General features: G+C 48.8%; 22 protein-coding genes. 11 read left to right on the top strand and 11 right to left on the bottom strand.

All coding sequences use genetic code 11. The features are described from left to right. Positions 1–56: 56 nt before the first annotated feature. The gene (locus BLQ88_RS02340) at positions 57–422 is read left to right on the top strand and encodes a DUF4406 domain-containing protein (RefSeq protein ID WP_090146367.1); all 366 of its coding nucleotides are present in this window, start codon (positions 57–59) and stop codon (positions 420–422) included. On the opposite strand, the gene BLQ88_RS02335 is transcribed toward BLQ88_RS02340, so the two are convergent. The 3 genes from BLQ88_RS02335 to ytxJ form a co-directional block, all read right to left on the bottom strand. After that, a complete protein-coding gene (locus tag BLQ88_RS02335; RefSeq protein ID WP_090146366.1) occupies positions 423–1,787 on the bottom strand; it encodes a sensor histidine kinase in 1,365 nt (454 codons plus the stop codon). Between the two features lie 90 nt (positions 1,788–1,877). Further along, complete coding sequence (locus BLQ88_RS02330) at positions 1,878–4,295, bottom strand: TonB-dependent receptor (RefSeq protein ID WP_090146364.1); 2,418 nt, start codon at positions 4,293–4,295, stop codon at positions 1,878–1,880. 531 nt (positions 4,296–4,826) lie between these two features. Next, positions 4,827–5,159 carry a bacillithiol system redox-active protein YtxJ gene (ytxJ, locus tag BLQ88_RS02320; RefSeq protein WP_090146362.1) on the bottom strand — a complete coding sequence of 111 codons (333 nt, stop codon included), beginning with the start codon at positions 5,157–5,159 and terminating at the stop codon, positions 4,827–4,829. A gap of 366 nt (positions 5,160–5,525) precedes the next feature. Here ytxJ and BLQ88_RS02315 point away from each other — a divergent pair, with 366 nt between their 5' ends. Further along, complete coding sequence (locus BLQ88_RS02315; RefSeq protein WP_143016786.1) at positions 5,526–5,969, top strand: hypothetical protein; 444 nt, start codon at positions 5,526–5,528, stop codon at positions 5,967–5,969. A gap of 7 nt (positions 5,970–5,976) precedes the next feature. Continuing rightward, positions 5,977–6,324, top strand: a complete 348-nt coding sequence (locus BLQ88_RS02310; RefSeq protein ID WP_090146359.1) for a helix-turn-helix domain-containing protein — start codon at positions 5,977–5,979, stop codon at positions 6,322–6,324. Here BLQ88_RS02310 and BLQ88_RS02305 read toward each other — a convergent pair. The 3 genes from BLQ88_RS02305 to BLQ88_RS02295 all read right to left on the bottom strand — a co-directional run bounded on the left by BLQ88_RS02305 (position 6,296) and on the right by BLQ88_RS02295 (position 10,053). Continuing rightward, positions 6,296–7,222 carry a S1C family serine protease gene (locus BLQ88_RS02305; protein ID WP_090146357.1) on the bottom strand — a complete coding sequence of 309 codons (927 nt, stop codon included), beginning with the start codon at positions 7,220–7,222 and terminating at the stop codon, positions 6,296–6,298. The two genes, BLQ88_RS02310 and BLQ88_RS02305, sit on opposite strands and share 29 nt — an antisense overlap. 147 nt (positions 7,223–7,369) lie before the next feature. Further along, positions 7,370–8,002 (bottom strand): SMI1/KNR4 family protein, encoded by a 633-nt coding sequence (locus BLQ88_RS02300; protein ID WP_090146356.1) that lies wholly within the window; start codon positions 8,000–8,002, stop codon positions 7,370–7,372. Between the two features lie 50 nt (positions 8,003–8,052). Then, complete coding sequence (locus BLQ88_RS02295) at positions 8,053–10,053, bottom strand: T9SS type A sorting domain-containing protein (protein WP_090146354.1); 2,001 nt, start codon at positions 10,051–10,053, stop codon at positions 8,053–8,055. Between the two features lie 224 nt (positions 10,054–10,277). Between BLQ88_RS02295 and BLQ88_RS02290 the strand changes: the two genes are divergently transcribed. The 7 genes from BLQ88_RS02290 to BLQ88_RS02260 all read left to right on the top strand — a co-directional run bounded on the left by BLQ88_RS02290 (position 10,278) and on the right by BLQ88_RS02260 (position 14,795). Further along, positions 10,278–10,664 carry a DUF2958 domain-containing protein gene (locus BLQ88_RS02290; RefSeq protein WP_090146353.1) on the top strand — a complete coding sequence of 129 codons (387 nt, stop codon included), beginning with the start codon at positions 10,278–10,280 and terminating at the stop codon, positions 10,662–10,664. Between the two features lie 105 nt (positions 10,665–10,769). Next, positions 10,770–11,708: a ring-cleaving dioxygenase gene (locus BLQ88_RS02285; protein ID WP_090146351.1), complete on the top strand. Its 939-nt coding sequence runs from the start codon at positions 10,770–10,772 to the stop codon at positions 11,706–11,708. Positions 11,709–11,883: 175 nt separating this feature from the next. Next, positions 11,884–12,507: an alpha/beta hydrolase gene (locus BLQ88_RS02280; RefSeq protein WP_090146349.1), complete on the top strand. Its 624-nt coding sequence runs from the start codon at positions 11,884–11,886 to the stop codon at positions 12,505–12,507. A 2-nt stretch (positions 12,508–12,509) separates the two neighbouring features. After that, complete coding sequence (locus BLQ88_RS02275) at positions 12,510–13,226, top strand: pirin family protein (RefSeq protein ID WP_090146347.1); 717 nt, start codon at positions 12,510–12,512, stop codon at positions 13,224–13,226. A gap of 43 nt (positions 13,227–13,269) precedes the next feature. After that, a complete protein-coding gene (locus tag BLQ88_RS02270; RefSeq protein WP_090146346.1) occupies positions 13,270–13,575 on the top strand; it encodes a response regulator in 306 nt (101 codons plus the stop codon). A 29-nt stretch (positions 13,576–13,604) separates the two neighbouring features. Beyond that, complete coding sequence (locus tag BLQ88_RS02265) at positions 13,605–14,183, top strand: Crp/Fnr family transcriptional regulator (protein WP_090146344.1); 579 nt, start codon at positions 13,605–13,607, stop codon at positions 14,181–14,183. A gap of 147 nt (positions 14,184–14,330) precedes the next feature. Further along, complete coding sequence (locus BLQ88_RS02260; RefSeq protein ID WP_090146342.1) at positions 14,331–14,795, top strand: PA2169 family four-helix-bundle protein; 465 nt, start codon at positions 14,331–14,333, stop codon at positions 14,793–14,795. A gap of 81 nt (positions 14,796–14,876) precedes the next feature. On the opposite strand, the gene BLQ88_RS02255 is transcribed toward BLQ88_RS02260, so the two are convergent. The 4 genes from BLQ88_RS02255 to BLQ88_RS02240 form a co-directional block, all read right to left on the bottom strand. After that, a complete protein-coding gene (locus BLQ88_RS02255; RefSeq protein WP_143016785.1) occupies positions 14,877–15,137 on the bottom strand; it encodes a hypothetical protein in 261 nt (86 codons plus the stop codon). Positions 15,138–15,187: 50 nt separating this feature from the next. Further along, positions 15,188–15,436: a hypothetical protein gene (locus BLQ88_RS02250; RefSeq protein ID WP_090146339.1), complete on the bottom strand. Its 249-nt coding sequence runs from the start codon at positions 15,434–15,436 to the stop codon at positions 15,188–15,190. Next, positions 15,433–15,927, bottom strand: a complete 495-nt coding sequence (locus BLQ88_RS02245) for a CinA family protein (protein ID WP_090146337.1) — start codon at positions 15,925–15,927, stop codon at positions 15,433–15,435. Before BLQ88_RS02245 ends, BLQ88_RS02250 begins: the two co-directional genes overlap by 4 nt. 110 nt (positions 15,928–16,037) lie before the next feature. Next, positions 16,038–16,430, bottom strand: a complete 393-nt coding sequence (locus tag BLQ88_RS02240; protein ID WP_090146336.1) for a cupin domain-containing protein — start codon at positions 16,428–16,430, stop codon at positions 16,038–16,040. A gap of 347 nt (positions 16,431–16,777) precedes the next feature. On the opposite strand from BLQ88_RS02240, the gene BLQ88_RS02235 reads away from it, so the two are divergent. After that, a complete protein-coding gene (locus BLQ88_RS02235) occupies positions 16,778–17,101 on the top strand; it encodes a hypothetical protein (protein WP_229212537.1) in 324 nt (107 codons plus the stop codon). Positions 17,102–17,171: 70 nt separating this feature from the next. Here BLQ88_RS02235 and BLQ88_RS02230 read toward each other — a convergent pair. After that, on the bottom strand, positions 17,172–17,515 hold a 344-nt coding region (locus BLQ88_RS02230), incomplete at its 5' end, for a transposase (RefSeq protein ID WP_143016784.1).

Raw genomic sequence — 17,515 nt, 5'->3', positions numbered from 1 at the left:
AAGTAGCATATCTGATCATTTTTAATAAAATCATTTCATTTAAATCACAATTAGCCATGAGTGGATTAATGATCCTGGTCGCCGGGCCTTACCGGTCGGGTACTAATGATGACCCCGTTTTAATGCGCAAAAACCTCGATTACCTCGAATCGGTGACGTTGCAGCTCTTCCGTGCCGGACATTTGCCGGTGATCGGGGAATGGGTAGCATTGCCTTTGCTGAAACTGGCGGGTTCCAAAGCACCGGGCGATGCGCCCTATGAGGAGATTTTGTACCCGGTGGCCGGGCGTCTTTTGCAGAAATGCGATGCAATTCTCAGGCTGGAAGGCGAATCGAAAGGGGCCGACGAAGATATCAGGATCGGGCGTGAGCGCGGATTGCAGATTTACTACAACCTCGCCGATGTGCCCGGTTGCGCGTAGTCAGAGCAGGTCAGGCTGCCGTACCTTGTTTTTGTCGAACATCGGTACCGAAATGTAGAAGCACGTTCCGGCTCCGGGCGTGCTTTCGACCCAGATCTTGCCGTGCTGGGCTTTGATGAACTCCATGCAGAGCATCAGGCCCAGCCCGACGCCTTTCTCATTGTTGGTGCCAAAGGTGGATTCTACATTGAGCGAGAAAATCGACTGTTGTTTTTCCCACGACATCCCGATGCCGTCGTCCTCCACAGAAATCAAACAATTGTTGCCCTGCGCTTCGGCTTTCACGCTGATTCGCCCGCCCATACCGGTGAATTTGATCGCATTGCCGACGATGTTACGTAGAATGAGCTGCATCATGTCGCTGTCGGCGAAAATGCTGGCGGATGGGTCGAAATAGTAATCGAGGCTGATGTTTTTGCGTGCGGCAATGTTGCGTTCGAGGTTCAGGGTCGGTTCGAAAAGCGCCTGGACATTGAGGTGTTCAATATGTGCGGAAACACCATGCAGCTGTGATTTTGACCAATCGAGCAGCTTCGAGAGCATTGCCATCGTATTTTTTGTCGAATTGAGGAGATCGTTTTCGATGTCCAGCTTCTGTTCCTCGTCGAGTTCGTGCTGTGTGAGCAATTCGAGGAAGTTTTGAATGCTTGCCAACGGCGAACGAAGGTCGTGCGCGACGATGGACATCAACTTGTTTTTCTCCGCATTCAGTTTTTCAAGTTCCTCATTCTGCTTCACGATCTGAAAGTTTTGCAGCTCGATCGCCTTTGATTTTTCCAGCGCGGAAACCTTTTCAATTTCATAACTACCTCTGATATAGTGTATGCAGAAATAGGCAATCGCCGCTACCACCGTGTAGGCCGACATATGGTCCACGAACCGGTTGGAGCGTGTACTGTAAGTGTCGGGTACCAGGTAAGGGTAGTAGTATTCGGCTACATTAAGCATGATCAGGATCGCTATATTGATCGGAATCCACACCTTATATTGGTCCGCCGGGCTGATCGCAATGCTGAGCAGCAGGAACAGCAGGAAAAACAGGTCGGTAGGCCCGCTCATGCCCGAGTTCAGGAAGTAGTTGACGATAAATAGCGTGAGTCCCACAATGTTGGCCAGTAATGTGCTGGTACGGACCTTGTTTTTGAAGCGGGACAAATAATAGAGTGCCACGGTGATCAACAACACGATAAGACTGGCCACGGCTATTTTGGGCAGTCCTATCGCATAGTTGAACGGTACATTATAAAGCAGTGCGAAGGTCGATATCAGGCATACCGAATGGAATATCCGTACATTGAGCGGAAATACGGACGGGTCACCGGATAGGTTAATCCATGTTCGGTAGAGTGAATCCTTAATGGGCAAGATGTGCAGGGTTTCGTTCCTGCAAATATAACGTACGCATTTTCATTAAACGCAAGTAGAATTAATATTAATTGCGCTGTGGAGATTTATTTAGCCTTTGATACGGTTCAGCTCATCTTCCGACCCGGATCTCCGGCTCCTTGCCGCCTTGATTTCCTTGCTTCCGAAGCGGTAGCTGAAATTGAGTCGCAGCATCTGGCCTTCAAAGCGGAATCGCAGACGCGTTTCGATGCCCGCATAAGCAGAGGTGTAGCCGCCCCGCGCAGTATGGAAAACGTCGCTGAATGTGGCTTTCAAACTGGCATTATCCTTCCAGAACTTCTTCTGAACGCCGATGTCAACCATACCCATCTGCCAGTTGTAGTCGATCCGGCGGTAGGGTGAGTTGTACCAGCCCGACAGCTCGATCGTCCAGCTGTTTTTCAGTTTGAACGTATTCTGTCCGTTCATGTTGAATGCCGTCGTGCGGTTGTTGACGACCACACCGTTGTCCAGGGCTGCTTTCCAGAGATTATGGTAGCCGCTGATGTTGAAATTCAGTTCCCACCATTTCGTGATCGGCGTGGTAAGGCTCACATCGAGGCTGAAACCCTGCGAGTAATCGAGGTTTTCGGTGATGAAGTACGTGCGGCTGCTATCGTACGGAATGCGCAGGCCCACCACCGGGAATTTCGTGCGCCGGTACCCGAGCGAGGTCGTGAGGATGCCCTTGTACACGTGCGAGAGTTTGAAACTGTTGGCATATTCGGGTTTCAGGAACGGGTTGCCTTTGGAATACACCAACTCGTCGATGCGGTATTCGAACGGGTTGAGGTTCTGGTAGCTCGGGCGGTTGATGCGGCGGCTGTAATTGAGGTTCCACGTATGGTTTTTGGAAGCCCGGAACGAGATGGCGCCGCTAGGGAAGAAGTTCAGGTAAGTCGTATCGACTTTATCGAGGTCGTTGTGCTTGTAGCTCGTCAGGTCGCCGAGCGATTTGGTGTGTTCGGCGCGAAGCCCGGCCTGAATGTCCCACTTTTTACCTATCGAAACATTGTAGTTCAAATAAGCCGCATACACGCGTTCAAGGTATTTGAAACGGTTGCTGCGGTTGGTATCGATCACCTCCACATTTTGTAATACATTGAAAAAATTGAATGTATTATCCGATTTGACGTCTGAAAGTTTCACGCCATAACCGAGCTTTCCTTTCTGGAATGGCTGTTCGTAATCGATCTTGAACGATTTGATAGTAATGTCCACCGGCGTTTTCGAAACATAATTCCGCTCGATCGGCTCGCCGCTGCCCGTCTGGAAATGGTATTTGTTGGGCTGGTAGCTGATCCCCCGGGATGAAAACCGGCCGTAATCGGCGTCGATGTTCAGCTCGTGGCCGGTGGTGTCGGCGTAGCGGTAGTTTACATTCAGGTTCAGGTTCTTGTTTTTCTCCGGGTTCGAGGTCCGCGACGACAGGATCAGCGAATCGGCCGTGAGGTTGTTGCGTTTGCTGATGAACGTTTCACTTTCACCGCCGCCATTGTGGTTGCTGATGCGGCCGTTGGCGCTGAAACCGAGGGTATGTTTGGAATTGATAAAATAATCGGCCCCGATTTTGGCACTGTGTGTGGTGTCACGCCAGATGCCATGCCATACTTTGTTGTAGGCCACGCGGTTGAGAATCTGGTCGTCGTAGGTAGTATTGTGCCAGGCGCCCTGGTTTAAACCGTAGTTGCCGAAGACATTCAGCTTCTTGTCGCGGTGGTTGAGGTTCAGCGACGCATTGTATTTGGGCGTTATACCAAACATGCCGCCGAGGCTCACGTTGCCATTGGTGCCCAGCTTGGCATTCTTTTTCAAACGGATATTGATAATGCCGAGGTCGCCCGCGGCGTCGAATTTGGCGGAGGGGTTGGTGATGATCTCGATAGCCTCGATATCGGCCGAATTCATGCTTTTCAATGTCGAGGCAAGATCTTTTCCTGCCAGAGGCGAAGGCCGGCCGTCGATGTAAATGCGGACGCCGGTTTTGCCCCGTACCAGGATATTCTCATCCCGATCCACCTGCACGCCGGGGGAGCGTTGCAGCAAATCGAGCGCATTGGAACCGGTAGCATTAATGCTCGCTTCCACGTTAAAGACCATCCGGTCGTTCTTGACCTCGATAAGCGGTTTGGTGCCGGTTACTTTTACCTCGTTCAGCTGTTTCGCTTCGGCTGACAATGCGATTGCGGGCAGTGTTACGTCCTGCCCACTCACCTCGAACACGGCCGAATGGTACATTTGCTGACCAACCGCCGAAATGCGCACAAAATACTTCCCGTCGGGAATGCCTCCGATCTTGAACGCGCCATGATCATCGGCGACGTCGGCTTTCACCAGTGTGGAATCTTTGGAATGGTTAACAGAAACCGCTGCGAATGCAACTGTTTCATTTTGTTGATTTTTGACATTGCCGCTTACCGTGAATGTCTGAGCGAAGCCGGCAAAGGAGAGTCCAAGAATTAGCAGGCTGAGTAGTGTTTTTTTCATAAATGGCTAATATTCGTATGCAGCAAGGATTGGAAATTGCCTTCAACGTTGCATTAGCGACTCATAATTTCTCTCAACTACTAATCATTGAAACTGTGCATACCTGACCCTGAGCAATCGGTTCCCATTGCACCGCTTGCATAAAATGCAAAAGGAACAGCTTTGGGGCTGCTCCTTTGCGTCTGTTTATGATGAAGTGTTAATAAGCCTTGGTCTAGTTTGTTCTATTATCATGTTTTAAAAAATCTGTTCCAACGGGCGCTGAATTGGAGCCATTCGCATTATCGGCACTCCTGACAAAGGCGACCGCATCATCCGCAAGCAACTCTTTGAGATGCTTGCCCCCGAGATCATCATACTACCAAATCCATACCATTTTTTCGGAGACGATCGAATAATGCAAGCCCGTCATAGTTTCTGTTTGTTGATGAGACAAATATAATGGAATATTTCCTATACAATGGAAATATTCCAGAAAAATATTTACAGCAACAACATGGGGCTATGACTTTCTCTGTGCTGTCTAAAAGCCTAGTTCAACGAAGCAAGAGAATTTCTTAGCGAAACATCTTCGTGCGAGGCGTCATAAACGCACTGCCCGCCCTTGACGACCAATATCTGTGGAGATTCGTGCTCAACACCAAAACTGCTGGCGATTGCCTGCGATTCTCTGCGGTTCTGGATCACGTCCACGATATAAATGGGGATTTGCACGTCGGGAGCGGCACTCACTTCGGATTTGAGTTGCCGATAGGCCATCAGGCTGGTCGCGCAGCGGGGGCTGTGTTTATAGATAATGGAGTAATCCTCCGATTGATAAATATGATCTACCTCTTGTTCACTGCTAATCGTAATCCAATTCATAACCTGTCAAAAATTTCGTCAAACTAATTACAACAGGTTAGCAACAAATAAAATAGGGATTTTCATTCCATCCACTTTCAAAAAGTGCCCATACACTGCCCAATCGCATAAATCTACTTCCTGATCTTTTCATTCCGATCAAAAAGAAGTGCCCCAAAACCGTTTGATTATTGGCTTGTAGAAGTCTGTTACCAAAGTAAAGGCCTGTCGTATCAAGAATAAATGAAAGGTAGAATGTAAACCTATAAGTTTATTTTTATGAGGATAGATCGTATATTTGAAGTGGTGCCGGATAGTCTCTATTCTGTCAAATTCGAGGACGAAACGAGTCACGAACTGCAAAGGCTTTTTAAACTATGGGGTGACATGGAATACCTGGAAGAATTCTTCCAAAGTTATCACACCGATTTAAAGCTTTTCTGGGGCGATTTGACAGCGAAGGAAGCCGCAAAAGTTACCAGAATTGAGGCTAAGCGATTGGAAAGGAAGCTTTTCAAATTGGCTGAGACGGGAAATGAAGGAGGTAATGAAAATCTTTCGATGTTATTCAAGCCGTTGGGTAACATTATCATACGCCCCGGAGAATTAGAGAAGTGCAAGGCAAGAGGGGCTGGCGCTAAAAGTTGGCTGAGGATTTATGCAGTAAGATTGGAGGTGAACGAATTTGTTATTTCCGGAGGTTCAATCAAGTTAACAAGAACAATGAATGAGCGACCGCATCTCCTGAAAGAACTTAAAAAGTTAGCGTGCGTATGCAACCACATACGTGAAGATCAGGATGATGAATTTGGTTTTTTTGAACTGTTATAACTGAAATATGGAAACGTCAGCAACACAAAGGAAATGGAAAGAAAAGGTCGTTCGGGATACTGAATGGGTGCGGGCGGCGGCTTGGAGGCAACAAAATGAGTATTGGCTCGACATGTCTTCGGATATCGCGCTGGAAGTGTTGTCTACCTTACGTGCAAAAGGCATGACGCAACGCGAGTTCGCCGAACTCATGGGCTGCTCCCCGCAATACATCAGCAAAATCCTGAAAGGCTCCGAGAACCTTACGCTGGAAACGATCTGTAAAATGGAAAAGGTGCTTCAAATCAAATTGATTGAAACACCTTACAGTCATTTGCGGGAAGAGCCTAAACCTTCTTCTCAACAGGCACAATAATAAAATTGAGAAGTTCCGTGTGACGGATCACCGAAACGTCGGTAATGCTGAGAATGTCCCGGGTTGTTAATGCTTTGAACAAATCATTGGAATTTCGCACCGGCTTACCGTTAAACGAGACGATAATGTCGCCCTCCATTAGCTGGGAGCGGGATGCCGGGGTGTCCGGCTCGATGCGCGTGATGAAAATTCCCTGATGATCTGGGAGCTTGTGATGTTGCCGTACCCGTTCATTCAGCGGCACATCCTGTAATTGCAGGCCCAGGTACGCCTTGAAAACCTTGCCGTCGCTGATAAGCTGCCGCGCAATTTCTTTCGCGGTATTAATGTCGACGGAGAAGCTCAGGCCCTGCGCACCCTGGATCACAGCCGTGTTCACGCCGATCACTTCGCCGTCGGTATTGATCATCGGACCGCCGGAATTGCCCGGGTTCAATGCAGCGTCCGACTGGATCACATTATCGACAAACCGCCCGGATTGTGTCTGTAACGTCCGGCCGAGTGCGCTTACCACGCCCGTCGTAACGGTATGCTGGTAGCCATAAGGATTCCCGATAGCGATTACGAACTGTCCGATCTGCAATGCGCCGGAATCGCCGAGTCTGGCCACGGAATAACCCTGGGTGTATATTTTGAGAATGGCAAGGTCGGTATCCGGGTCTTTGCCCACGAGCGTTGCTTCTATTTCGTTCTCATTCAGCAGGCTTACCATGATCTTCTCCGCGCCGTCGACTACATGGCTATTGGTGAAGATCAGCCCGTCCGAGGAGAATATGAAACCCGAGCCGGAGCCCGCCGGACGTATTTTTCCATTAATTGTTTTGAATATATCGATTTTTACAACGGCGTTTTTGATCTGATCAACGGCGCCGATGATCATACTTGAAAAGGTGTCCATAGCTGCTGGGTATCGTTTAAGAATGGTTGTTCAAAAAGTTATCCAGCCGCCTGAAAATGCCAAAGTGGCGCGCCGCGGGTGTGCGACGCGCCACTTTGGCGCGGTAATGGCCAGGGCACCGAGCTTGTAGAAAACCGCCTTACCTGGCTAACCGTCTAATTCTTCACCTTTCAAGTCAATAATTATTTCCATGGACTCAACGATCAAATCTTCTAAACTCTTTGAAGCCGGACTGGTATTAAGCATAGGCTTGATATAGTTGACGAAAAGATCGTCAAAGTCGTCCTGATGGTAAGGGACTGAACCAAATTTTCCATCCTGGTCAAAATAAAGATAATTCGCAGATTCAAGGTTGTCATCGGTTCTGAACCAGCCGAAGCAAATGTACCGGCTATTGATTTGGTCCCTGGTATTTGCTGACAGTTCGTCAATTTCTTCCCTGTCATTACCCCAGCTGTGTTTTATCATATCGAGGAGCCCAAGACTCACGATTTTTTCCCATTTGTCGGAATCATCGAGTTTCTCGACAAGATAGCTGGTGGAAAAAAAGTCAATGCTGTTGTTTTCATTCAAACTGTTGCTTTTAATATTGCCGACAGTGTTGTAAAATTCTTTCAAGTCGGGCGGCAATGGCCGACCGATTTTAGATTCAAGTATCGCCAGGTGCGCGGGATCACCCTTTTCGCCCGTAGAGAGCGTGAAAAGAGGCGCAAGAGGTCCTCCGGCGTTTAAACTTAGCGTGTTGTAGTCGTTTAGCTTTTGTAAAATGTTATTAAACATAGTTATCTGGATTTAAGTGGATGTATTGGCAGGCGCGTGCCTTGTTGCAACTATTTTACAATTTTTAGCTCCCGCCCATCAACCGACACCACATACAGCCCCTTCGGCAGGTTAGCGATGTTTAAACGAATGGCTTTTTCACCCGTTTGAGTACTTTGTACCAGCTTTCCAGCACTGTTAAAAATATCGATACGGTTCAAAGCATTGCCGGATTCAACGACGAGCATGTCCGTTGCGGGGTTGGGGAATACACGTACCATTTCATTTCCTTCAACCCGAACGCTTACAATGCGGGTCATATCGGACTGGCCGTCGGCATCCACTTCTTTTAAGCGGTAGTAGTACATTCCTTTGGGAAGAAATTCTTCTTCATAATGATAGGACGAAGTGTTCCGTGAGTTTCCGGCAGCATTCACAATGCTAACGGTTGTAAATGCGCGGGAATCGGTACTCCGCTGCACTTCGAAATGGGAGGCATTCATTTCGGAAGCGGTGGCCCAGTCGAGTGTTACGCGCCCGTTGGCGGCCATGCGCGCGTTGAATGACTGCCAGGTGACGGGCAGCGCGGTGCCGGTGACATTCAATGCAGGCGAATAAACCGTGTTGCGATTCGGATCGATTACCTTCAATTTGTATAGTCCTGCTCCGACGGTCCATTGCTGCGAGGTGTTTTGCACGTTGTTGCAATCATCACTCATAAGCCAGTTGTATTGATGGTCGCCCGGCAACGAAGGGCCCGTAAATGTGGTCTGCGAGCCGCCCGACGCGTAGGTGGCATCCACAACCGGCGGAGACGTGGCTGCATATGGGTTGGATTGATTCAAAAAATCGGGCGTGATTTTATCAGCCCAGAAGTTTGCAAGATGGATCAGCCCGGAATAAATCTGCCCGTCGGGTGAAGGGGTAACGCCATCTCCCCGGAAATGGACCTCGTCGTGACGGTATTCAATGGTATAAAACGGATCGGTTTCGGGCCCCTGGAACACGTTGGAGTACAAACCGTCATTGTTGATCAGCTCATTTTGCGCATTCACCACATTGGCCGAAACGCGGGTCGCGCCGTTGACATTAAATCGTGAAGCCCTGGCTACCACCCAGGCCAGGTTGGGCTTGCCAGTAAGGTTCCGGCTGGCATTGATGACGTCCCACAACGACGACAAATAGCGGTTGTAGGTATTATCGCCGGACTGTTCCATATAGTTGTCCGTCTCGCCCTGATGCCACAACACAGCCCTGACGCCGAGTTGCGCAATATAATTATTCAATGCAAGGCGCAAATGCCCGAACGGCAGACCTGCCGGGAAAGTGTATCCGAATGCGCTGACGGTAACCCCGTTTGGATCGACGCTTTGTTTCCAGTTATCTACGCCGGTACTCGACCAGCCGCCGTTGAAAATCATGACGGGAACATGGAATTTTTGATAAATCTTATCCCCAAAAGATCCCCAACACCAGGCATAGTTACCAAAAGGCGCTGTTTTGACATTCGCATCGAGGTGTACAAACTCGGGGCAGGGGAGTTGAACATTAGAATAGGGGGTAATACTCGCCGAACCCGGATCGAAATTCTGGAAGTTCACGCTGTTGACTTGGTCGTGTGCAGCGCCGGGGCCGTTGGGGTTCGAATCGCCGCCTGTCGCATTGGACTGGCCTGCCACCACAAATACTTCTCCTACGCCCATGCGTGCAAGCGTAGTTACCGGTGAAATGCTGCCGCCTAATGTGACGCCACGCACTTCAAGTTGGTACCAGCCGCCTTTCAAATGCACAGAACCGAAGAATTGACCGGCGGAAAGCTGGCTATCGAGTGTGAGCCAGCTGCCATCCGACGGAAGCGGCTCGCCTTCGCCCGGTACGCGCGGTGTGAGGCGCGCTTCCACCCGCTGGAACGCCTGCGTGATGTACCCTCCTATATATACGTCGGCCTCGTTGGCATTGTTTCGCTGAAAGACCGCACGTTCGGTTGGAAATGTTACTACAACCTGTGAAAAAATGCGATGCGCGGATAGTAGTAGGAGTAGTAACAGACAGATTGGTAGAGTTCTCTTCATTATGATAGCGTTTATGAAAATGGATAGAGTTAATTCGTCTAAAATGATTTCCGAGGGTCAAAAAGAGTCATTGCGCTCCGTAGGGGGCGTATATGCATTTCTTAAATAATTGGTGGAAGGATGAATAGTTTACACTAATGTAGGCAAATAAGTGTTGTAAAATGTGCTACGTGTAACTTCGATTTATTTTATGGCACTCCCGTCAAAAAGTCTAAATTTGCCCCATGTCAAAAATGATCCCGCAAAACCTGATTGAAATAATGGTCCACAATGCGCAGGAGGTGCAAAACCAGCTTGCGAAGGACCACGCGCCCGTTGTGAAGTTGCATTCCAAATATGGTAAAGCCATTTGGCTGCTCTCCGAACTCGATCCGGTCAATAATATCGCTTTCGGCTTGTGCGATCTGGGGCAAGGCACGCCGGAGCTCAGCTACGTCTCGCTTTCGGACCTGGCGAGCCTCAAACACGCCCGGCTGAAAGTACCGATGGTGGAAATCGATGCCGCATTCGATGGTAAATTTCCGATGAGCGTGTACCTGAAAGCAGCGAAAGCGGCTGGAAGGGTAGTGGAAGAGGATGCTGTGCTGAGTCTGATAAGCCCGCTCGAATAATTTTCCAATTTCCGTTTTTCTTGTCCTAGTTCAATGCCCTGCCCCTGCCTGGGGATGTACCTTTGTATCATCAAAAACAAAGAAACATCTTAACTGAACAAGACAATGGAAAATACAATCAACGGCATCCACCACATTACAGCAATCGCTGGTGACGCAAGAACCAACTACGATTTTTATACAAGGGTATTAGGCCTGAGAATGGTGAAAAAAACCGTCAATTTCGACGATCCTAATACCTACCACTTCTACTACGGCGACGAAAACGGTACGCCCGGCTCGATCCTGACATTCTTTCCATGGGGTAACCAGATTCCCGCAGGTCGCCGCGGAACCCGCCAGGCAACCGAAATCGGTTACTCGGTACCAGAGGGAAGTCTGGATTTCTGGTTGAAAAGATTGGAAGCCAATAAAATCACCTATAACAAACCAGCCGAGAAATTCGGGGAGCAATACCTTACTTTCCTGGATCCCGATGGTTTGAAATTCGAATTGACCGTCCCTAAAATCTCCGATAACCGCATTCCCTGGACTACTCCGGAAGTGGCTGCCGAATATGCGACCCGTGGTTTCCATAATGTGACGATCACGACGAACAATATCGAAGAAACGGCCAAAGTATTGACCGATATCTTCGGTTACCGTCTCGCTGAGCAGCATGTGAACCGGTTCCGGTTTGTGACCGACGCCGTTGAGAATGCGAATATCGTTGACTTGGTGGAAGCTCCTGGTGAAAGAGCGGGCCATGTGGCCAAAGGTTCGGTTCACCACATTGCATTCCGCGTGGCGAATGATGACATTTTAATGGAGTTCCGTAAAAAAGTGCTGGACGCCGGTTTGCAGATCACTGATAAAATCGACAGAAACTACTTCTATTCGCTTTATTTCCGCGAACCAGGAGGTGTTTTATTCGAAATTGCAAGCGACAACCCCGGCTTCGCAACCGACGAGACCGTTGAACAACTGGGCTCAGGCTTAATGCTGCCTGCCCAATACGAACCTCGCAGAGAGCAGATTGTGAAAGTGCTGCCGGTACTTAGTTAATGAGTGAATGAGTGAATGAGTGAATATTTCAATTTTTGAATGACCAAATGATTGAATAACAGTGACAGACAATCATTTGAATCTAATGTCGATATCTCAAAAGTTATTCACTCATTCACTCATTGACTCATTCACACATTAGGTCATTCACTCATTCAAAATTCACTCATTAAAAATGTACACCCATAGCAAACAATTCATCACAAGCGGATTACCCATTCAGCAGGCTAAAAAGGCGATCGTTATGCTGCATGGCCGGGGCGGGACTGCCGCTGATATTATTTCCCTGCAAAGGGTTTTGAAACTGGACGATTTTGCGATTTATGCGCCGCAGGCCACCAATAACAGCTGGTATCCTTATAGTTTTATGGCGCCGGTTCAGCAAAACCAGCCCGCCCTCGATTCTGCGCTGGCGCTGGTTGGAGATGTTGTTTCCGAAATAGAAAATGGCGGAATCCCGGCTGATCAGATCTACTTTGCAGGTTTTTCGCAGGGAGCTTGTCTTACACTCGAATATACTTCGCGTAATGCACGGAGATACGGTGGAATAATCGCTTTTACAGGTGGTTTGGTTGGTCAGGAACTCGATATCCGGAATTACGACGGCGATTTTAAACAGACGCCCGTGTTCATTTCGACCGGTAATCCTGATCCGCACGTACCCGTGTCGCGCGTGCAGGAAAGCGTGACGATCCTGGAAGATATGAATGCGACGGTCAATCCGGTGATTTATCCGGGCAGGCAGCACACGATTTCAGGGGAGGAAATTCAATTGGTGAATAACACGATTTTGAAATAATCATGAAAAATTCCGTACTGCATCCGGCAGCGTCGCGCTTCTACGCCGACCACGGGTGGCTCCAAAGTGCACAAACTTTCAGTTTTCACGGAAATTACGACCCTCAACGCATCCAGTTTGGTGCGTTGAGGGTGTTGAACGACGATACCGTCAACGGCGGAAAAGGTTTCGGACGGCACCCGCACGATAATATGGAGATCATCTCGATCCCGCTGGAAGGTACGCTGGAACATCAGGATAGTTTGGGCAACGTCGCCGTGATCCGCCCGGGCGAGATTCAGGTGATGAGCGCCGGAACAGGTGTTTACCATACCGAATTTAACAAGGATCAGGACGAGCCGGTAACATTCCTTCAAATATGGTTGTATCCGAAAAAACTGAATGTGACGCCCCGTTATGACCAGATGGAATATACCTCGGGCAACCGGCATAACCGGTTTCAGCAAATTCTGTCCCCCGATCCCAGTGACGAAGGCGTCTGGATCAACCAGGACGCATGGTTCCATCTGGCCGAGCTGGACAAAGGTTTTGAAACTGACTATGCACTGAAAAAGGAAGGAAATGGCATGTATGTGTTTGTGATTGAGGGAAATGTGGAAGTGAACGGTCAGTTGCTATCTACGCGTGACGGCTATGGGTTCTGGCCTGAATCGGCGGTGTCGGTGAAAGCGGTGGAGAAAAGTTCGCTGCTGGTGATCGAGGTTCCTGAAAAATGGTAATGTCATCCGCCGGTCGCAGTTGACCGGCATAACAATGCGTAACATGGCACAAATCAATATTCTGGCCGTAGCCAACCACCCCGAAATCCTGGAAACGATTATCCGGTTGATCAACCAGAATGAACGATGGCATGGGATTCCGGCGGGCTCTTTGGAAGAAGCGGAGGAAGTACTTCGTGTAAATTCGATCGATTTAGTACTTTTGGGCGTCGGTATCGATGAGGAAACAGGTGAGCGCATTACGTCGCTGTGCACTTCCATCGATCCGCGGATCGTCTGTTTGCGCCACTTCGGAGGCGGTAGCGGACTACTTTATTCTGAGATCCGGCACGCGCTATCCGGTGGCTAACCGCGGGTGGCTAACCCATTGACCATATTATGTTTGAAAAGATTAACAGCTACGCATTAAGGTGCTTGCCATTTACAGCGCAAGACCTTGAATTTTTTGATTCGTTACTTCAATTTAAAACCTATTCCAAAAAGACCTTCCTGTTGCAGGAAGGAGAAATCTGTCAGTTTGAAGCCTACATTCTCAAAGGTTGCATCCGTACCTATTATATTGATAGCACCGGTACGGAGGTTACCTTGCAATTCGCGGTGGAGGATTGGTGGGTGAGTGACATTACCAGCTTTCACAACCAGACGCCCAGCCAAGTTTATATTGAAACGCTCGAAGACTGCGAAGTGCTGATCCTTACGCCTGAAACAAAGGAGAAGTTACTGTTAACCGTCCCAGGCTTCGAACGGATGTTCCGGCTGATGGTGCAGCGCAACCTCGCACAGACGCAGGAGCGGCTCTTCCGGACAATTTCTACCAGCGCCGTAGAAAAGTATCTTGATTTTTTGAACAGGTACCCCGCTATTCCTCAGCGCGTTGCACAGCATTATATTGCTTCTTACCTCGGTTTTTCTCCCGAATTTCTGAGTAAAGTAAGGCGCAAGCTGAGTGAGCAATAGTGCTGAATGAGCTATTAAGCGGCTGATTACCTGCATATACGGCGCAAAAACCTCCACAAATCATAGGGCGCAATGCTGGCTAGCTGCCGATAAGCGGTATGGAACAATAGTTTTTATAAATGCCGGCATAACCAATCATGAATAGTCATGTCACAAAATGCAGCAATCATAGAAACTCTGAATGACCTGATCCTGATCAATAACGACCGCATCGTCGGTTATGAAAAGGCTTACGATGAAACGGACACCACTGACACCGACCTCCGCTCGCTTTATAACAGCCTCGCAAATCACAGCCGCGACAATGTGACCGAACTGAACGGCGAAGTGACCTCGTTGGGCGGCGAGCCTGCAACAGGCACTATGGCCTCGGGTAAGTTGTACAGGGTTTGGATGGACGTCCGTGCCGCATTCAGCAGCGATGGCCGCAAAACTTCCCTGGATAATTCAGAATTTGGAGAAGATGCCGCCCAAAAAGCCTACGATACCGCCTTGGAGTCGAACGATCTGACGCCAGAACTGCGGGCATTGGTGGTAAGGCAAAAGGCAACATTGAAAAGCGGACACGACACTATCAAACGACTCCGTGATGCTGAAAAAGCATACCATTAAACGTACTGACAAATTGCAATTCATCAGCAAACATTAGAGGCCGGCAACTTACCGGCCTCTTTTTGTGATCCGCTGCGAATGCTAGTTATCATGCTTCCTCCGCGTGGAGTCTGCATTCAAATTAGATTGATTGCTGGGGTACCCGAGCGAATCCTTCTGATTATCCGAGGCCACGCCAATGTCCTTCCGGCTCTCGGAGCCGCTGCTGTCGTTGGGCGTAGTTTCCGACTGGCTTCCCGAACCTTCGATGGTTTCTTCTCGATTGTTCGTGGTATCGCAGGATGCCAAAAGCAGAGCGGTACCAAAGCTTAGCATTAGAAATTGGACTTTTAATCGATTCATAATAATGTCTGTTTGTTGATCGGTGCTGCTATTCACAAAAATGATACCCGTCACGCCCGGCCCTTTGCATCCCAATGGTCTTTAAGCACTTTGCCACTGGGATCCCGCACGATCACCCTAGTGAACCGGCCTCCGGTAATGCGGCCATTCGCACCGCGGTTGCCGATGAAAAGCGTCACCGGATTACCGTCGCTGTCCGTTCGGAAAGTGAGGTCGTACCTGCCGAACTTTTTATCGATGGTACGCTCGGGCTCGTAACGTTTGGAAAGCTCTTTCAAAAGTTTGTCGCCGATTTTCATGGCTGCTCGCTGGCTACGGGTATTTCCGAAAAGACCAGTTCAGCGATCCTGTCGATGCATTGAAGCACGATGTCCTCCGGTTTGCCGGAGAACACCTCACGGATGGCCACTGATTTTCCGCGCGTACACAGGTGTACGAACATCGTCCCGACGGGCTTTTCGGGTGTTTCGCTGCCGCCGGGGCAGGTGAGGCCGGTAACCGCGACGTGAATGTCGGCCGGAATGAAGTTTTGAAGCCGCTCGGCGAGCTCGCGCGTGACTTCCGCGCTCTCGGGCGTGAAATGGCGTAGCATGTCCTTCGGCACATGCAGAATGCTCTCTTTTAATGAGGCGTCGTAGCAAACCAGGCCGCCTTTTAACACACTTCCGGATTCGGGGCACATTGAAAACTCGGCTGCAAGTCGGCCGGCGGTGGCGCTTTCTACAAACGCAACCGTCAGTTCGCGCCCGGCAAGTGCCTTGCTGCATTGCAATACAATCGTTGATGGCATAGTTGGCTCATGTTTTTGGCCGAAATGATCAAAAACTCTGCCAGATGCCCCCGGCAGGATGCCCGGGGCGGGATGCCCCAGGCAGGATTCCCCGGTCAGGTTGTATCCGATCAGGATTTGTAGGTGGTAATAAGGATTTCCGAATCGGCCAGGGCGGTGATGGAATGGGCCACATGGGAGTGAAAGGACATCATTTGTCCGCTTGTGGTATAAAATACACGGCCTTCCGTTTCCACTTTCAGTTCGCCCGCCAATACCTGGAATGTGAGGCATTCATCGATGGAATGATCGTTCACCATCGCGCCCGATTTCAGAATTGCGATCACGATCGTGATTTTGTCCGATTTGTAGACGGTAATCGCATTCCGGTCGTTTTTTGCCCATGATTTTTCACTTCTCAATTGTTCAAGGTACATGGGAATGTCGGTGAAGACATAAGGCGCATCGAGAATGCGGTCTCCCTCGGGTCGATTTTCGGTCGAGTGGTTGGATTTGATTTCCATTGACAAGGTGAATAAGGTGTTTATCAATACATTTCGGAACGCAGGAAAATCATGCCATTGTGAATTCAATAATTATTTTAATAAATTTTATAAAAAAATCCTGTTAAAACAACCTCCGCACTAGGAGGATTTGAAATAAAATTCCTACATTTTAATTGCTTTTTAACGGGAAATACTTGACTCTATCGAATGACTTTCACCTTTTGATCACAGAATCGACCGTTGAATAAATGAAATAGTACTTTTTTTAGAGTTATTCCATTATTTTTGGGCATCACACTCTTAACTAAAATTTAGCTGTGGAATTTAATAACAGGGAAATTGGCGCTACATTTATTCTGGTCTGCATGGTAGCTTTTTGGACTTTATCGTCTATTCGCAGGCGGATCTCGGAAGAGAGAAAGAAGAAGATTCTCAAAGAAGGCGTTCAGGCGAACGCTACTGTTCTGGCCATTCGGCCGACGGGCGAGTACCTCAACAACCTGCCTGAGTTTCAGGTGCAGGTGCAGGTAAAACCAAAAGCTGGTAATGATTTTGTAACGGAGATGCGGGAGGTACTTCCTTTTGCCAAATACGACTCCCTCCGCACAGGCACACAGGTACTTGTAAAATATGACCCTGAATACTACAAAAGAGCGATTTTCCTGCAAATGGCAGAGACTCTGATTTAATTTTTGATCTTACCGATTCATGATAAAGGGCCTTTCGGCAGTCATGGTCGGAAGGAATTCCGGCCATTTTTTATGTTTTGAAAAACAGATCAGGATTTCCTCCGCAGTGGACGACGATCAGGGCAATGGCTAAGTCCCGGACCTCCATCGAAAACCTTCTTTTGGCGGTTTTGTATCCAATGTTGTTGGCTTTTTTATAGATCAACACCATCATGGCGGTAATCAGGGTCATATATAGCATGACCTGTATGCCGTTTTTGTTTAAAGAGACCAGATGACTGACATTCAATTCCTGTTTGAGGAAACGAAAGAAGATTTCTATATCCCAGCGCCGTCTGTATGCCTGGGCGATTGCTTTTGCGGGGCTTTCAAAATCATTGGTCAAAAACCAAAATGTCTTGCCCGCCTGTTCTT

Origin of the sequence: Dyadobacter soli (genome assembly GCF_900101885.1) — a bacterium.
GTDB classification, from domain to species: domain Bacteria; phylum Bacteroidota; class Bacteroidia; order Cytophagales; family Spirosomataceae; genus Dyadobacter; species Dyadobacter soli.
This window is presented reverse-complemented; position numbering and strand designations above follow the sequence as displayed.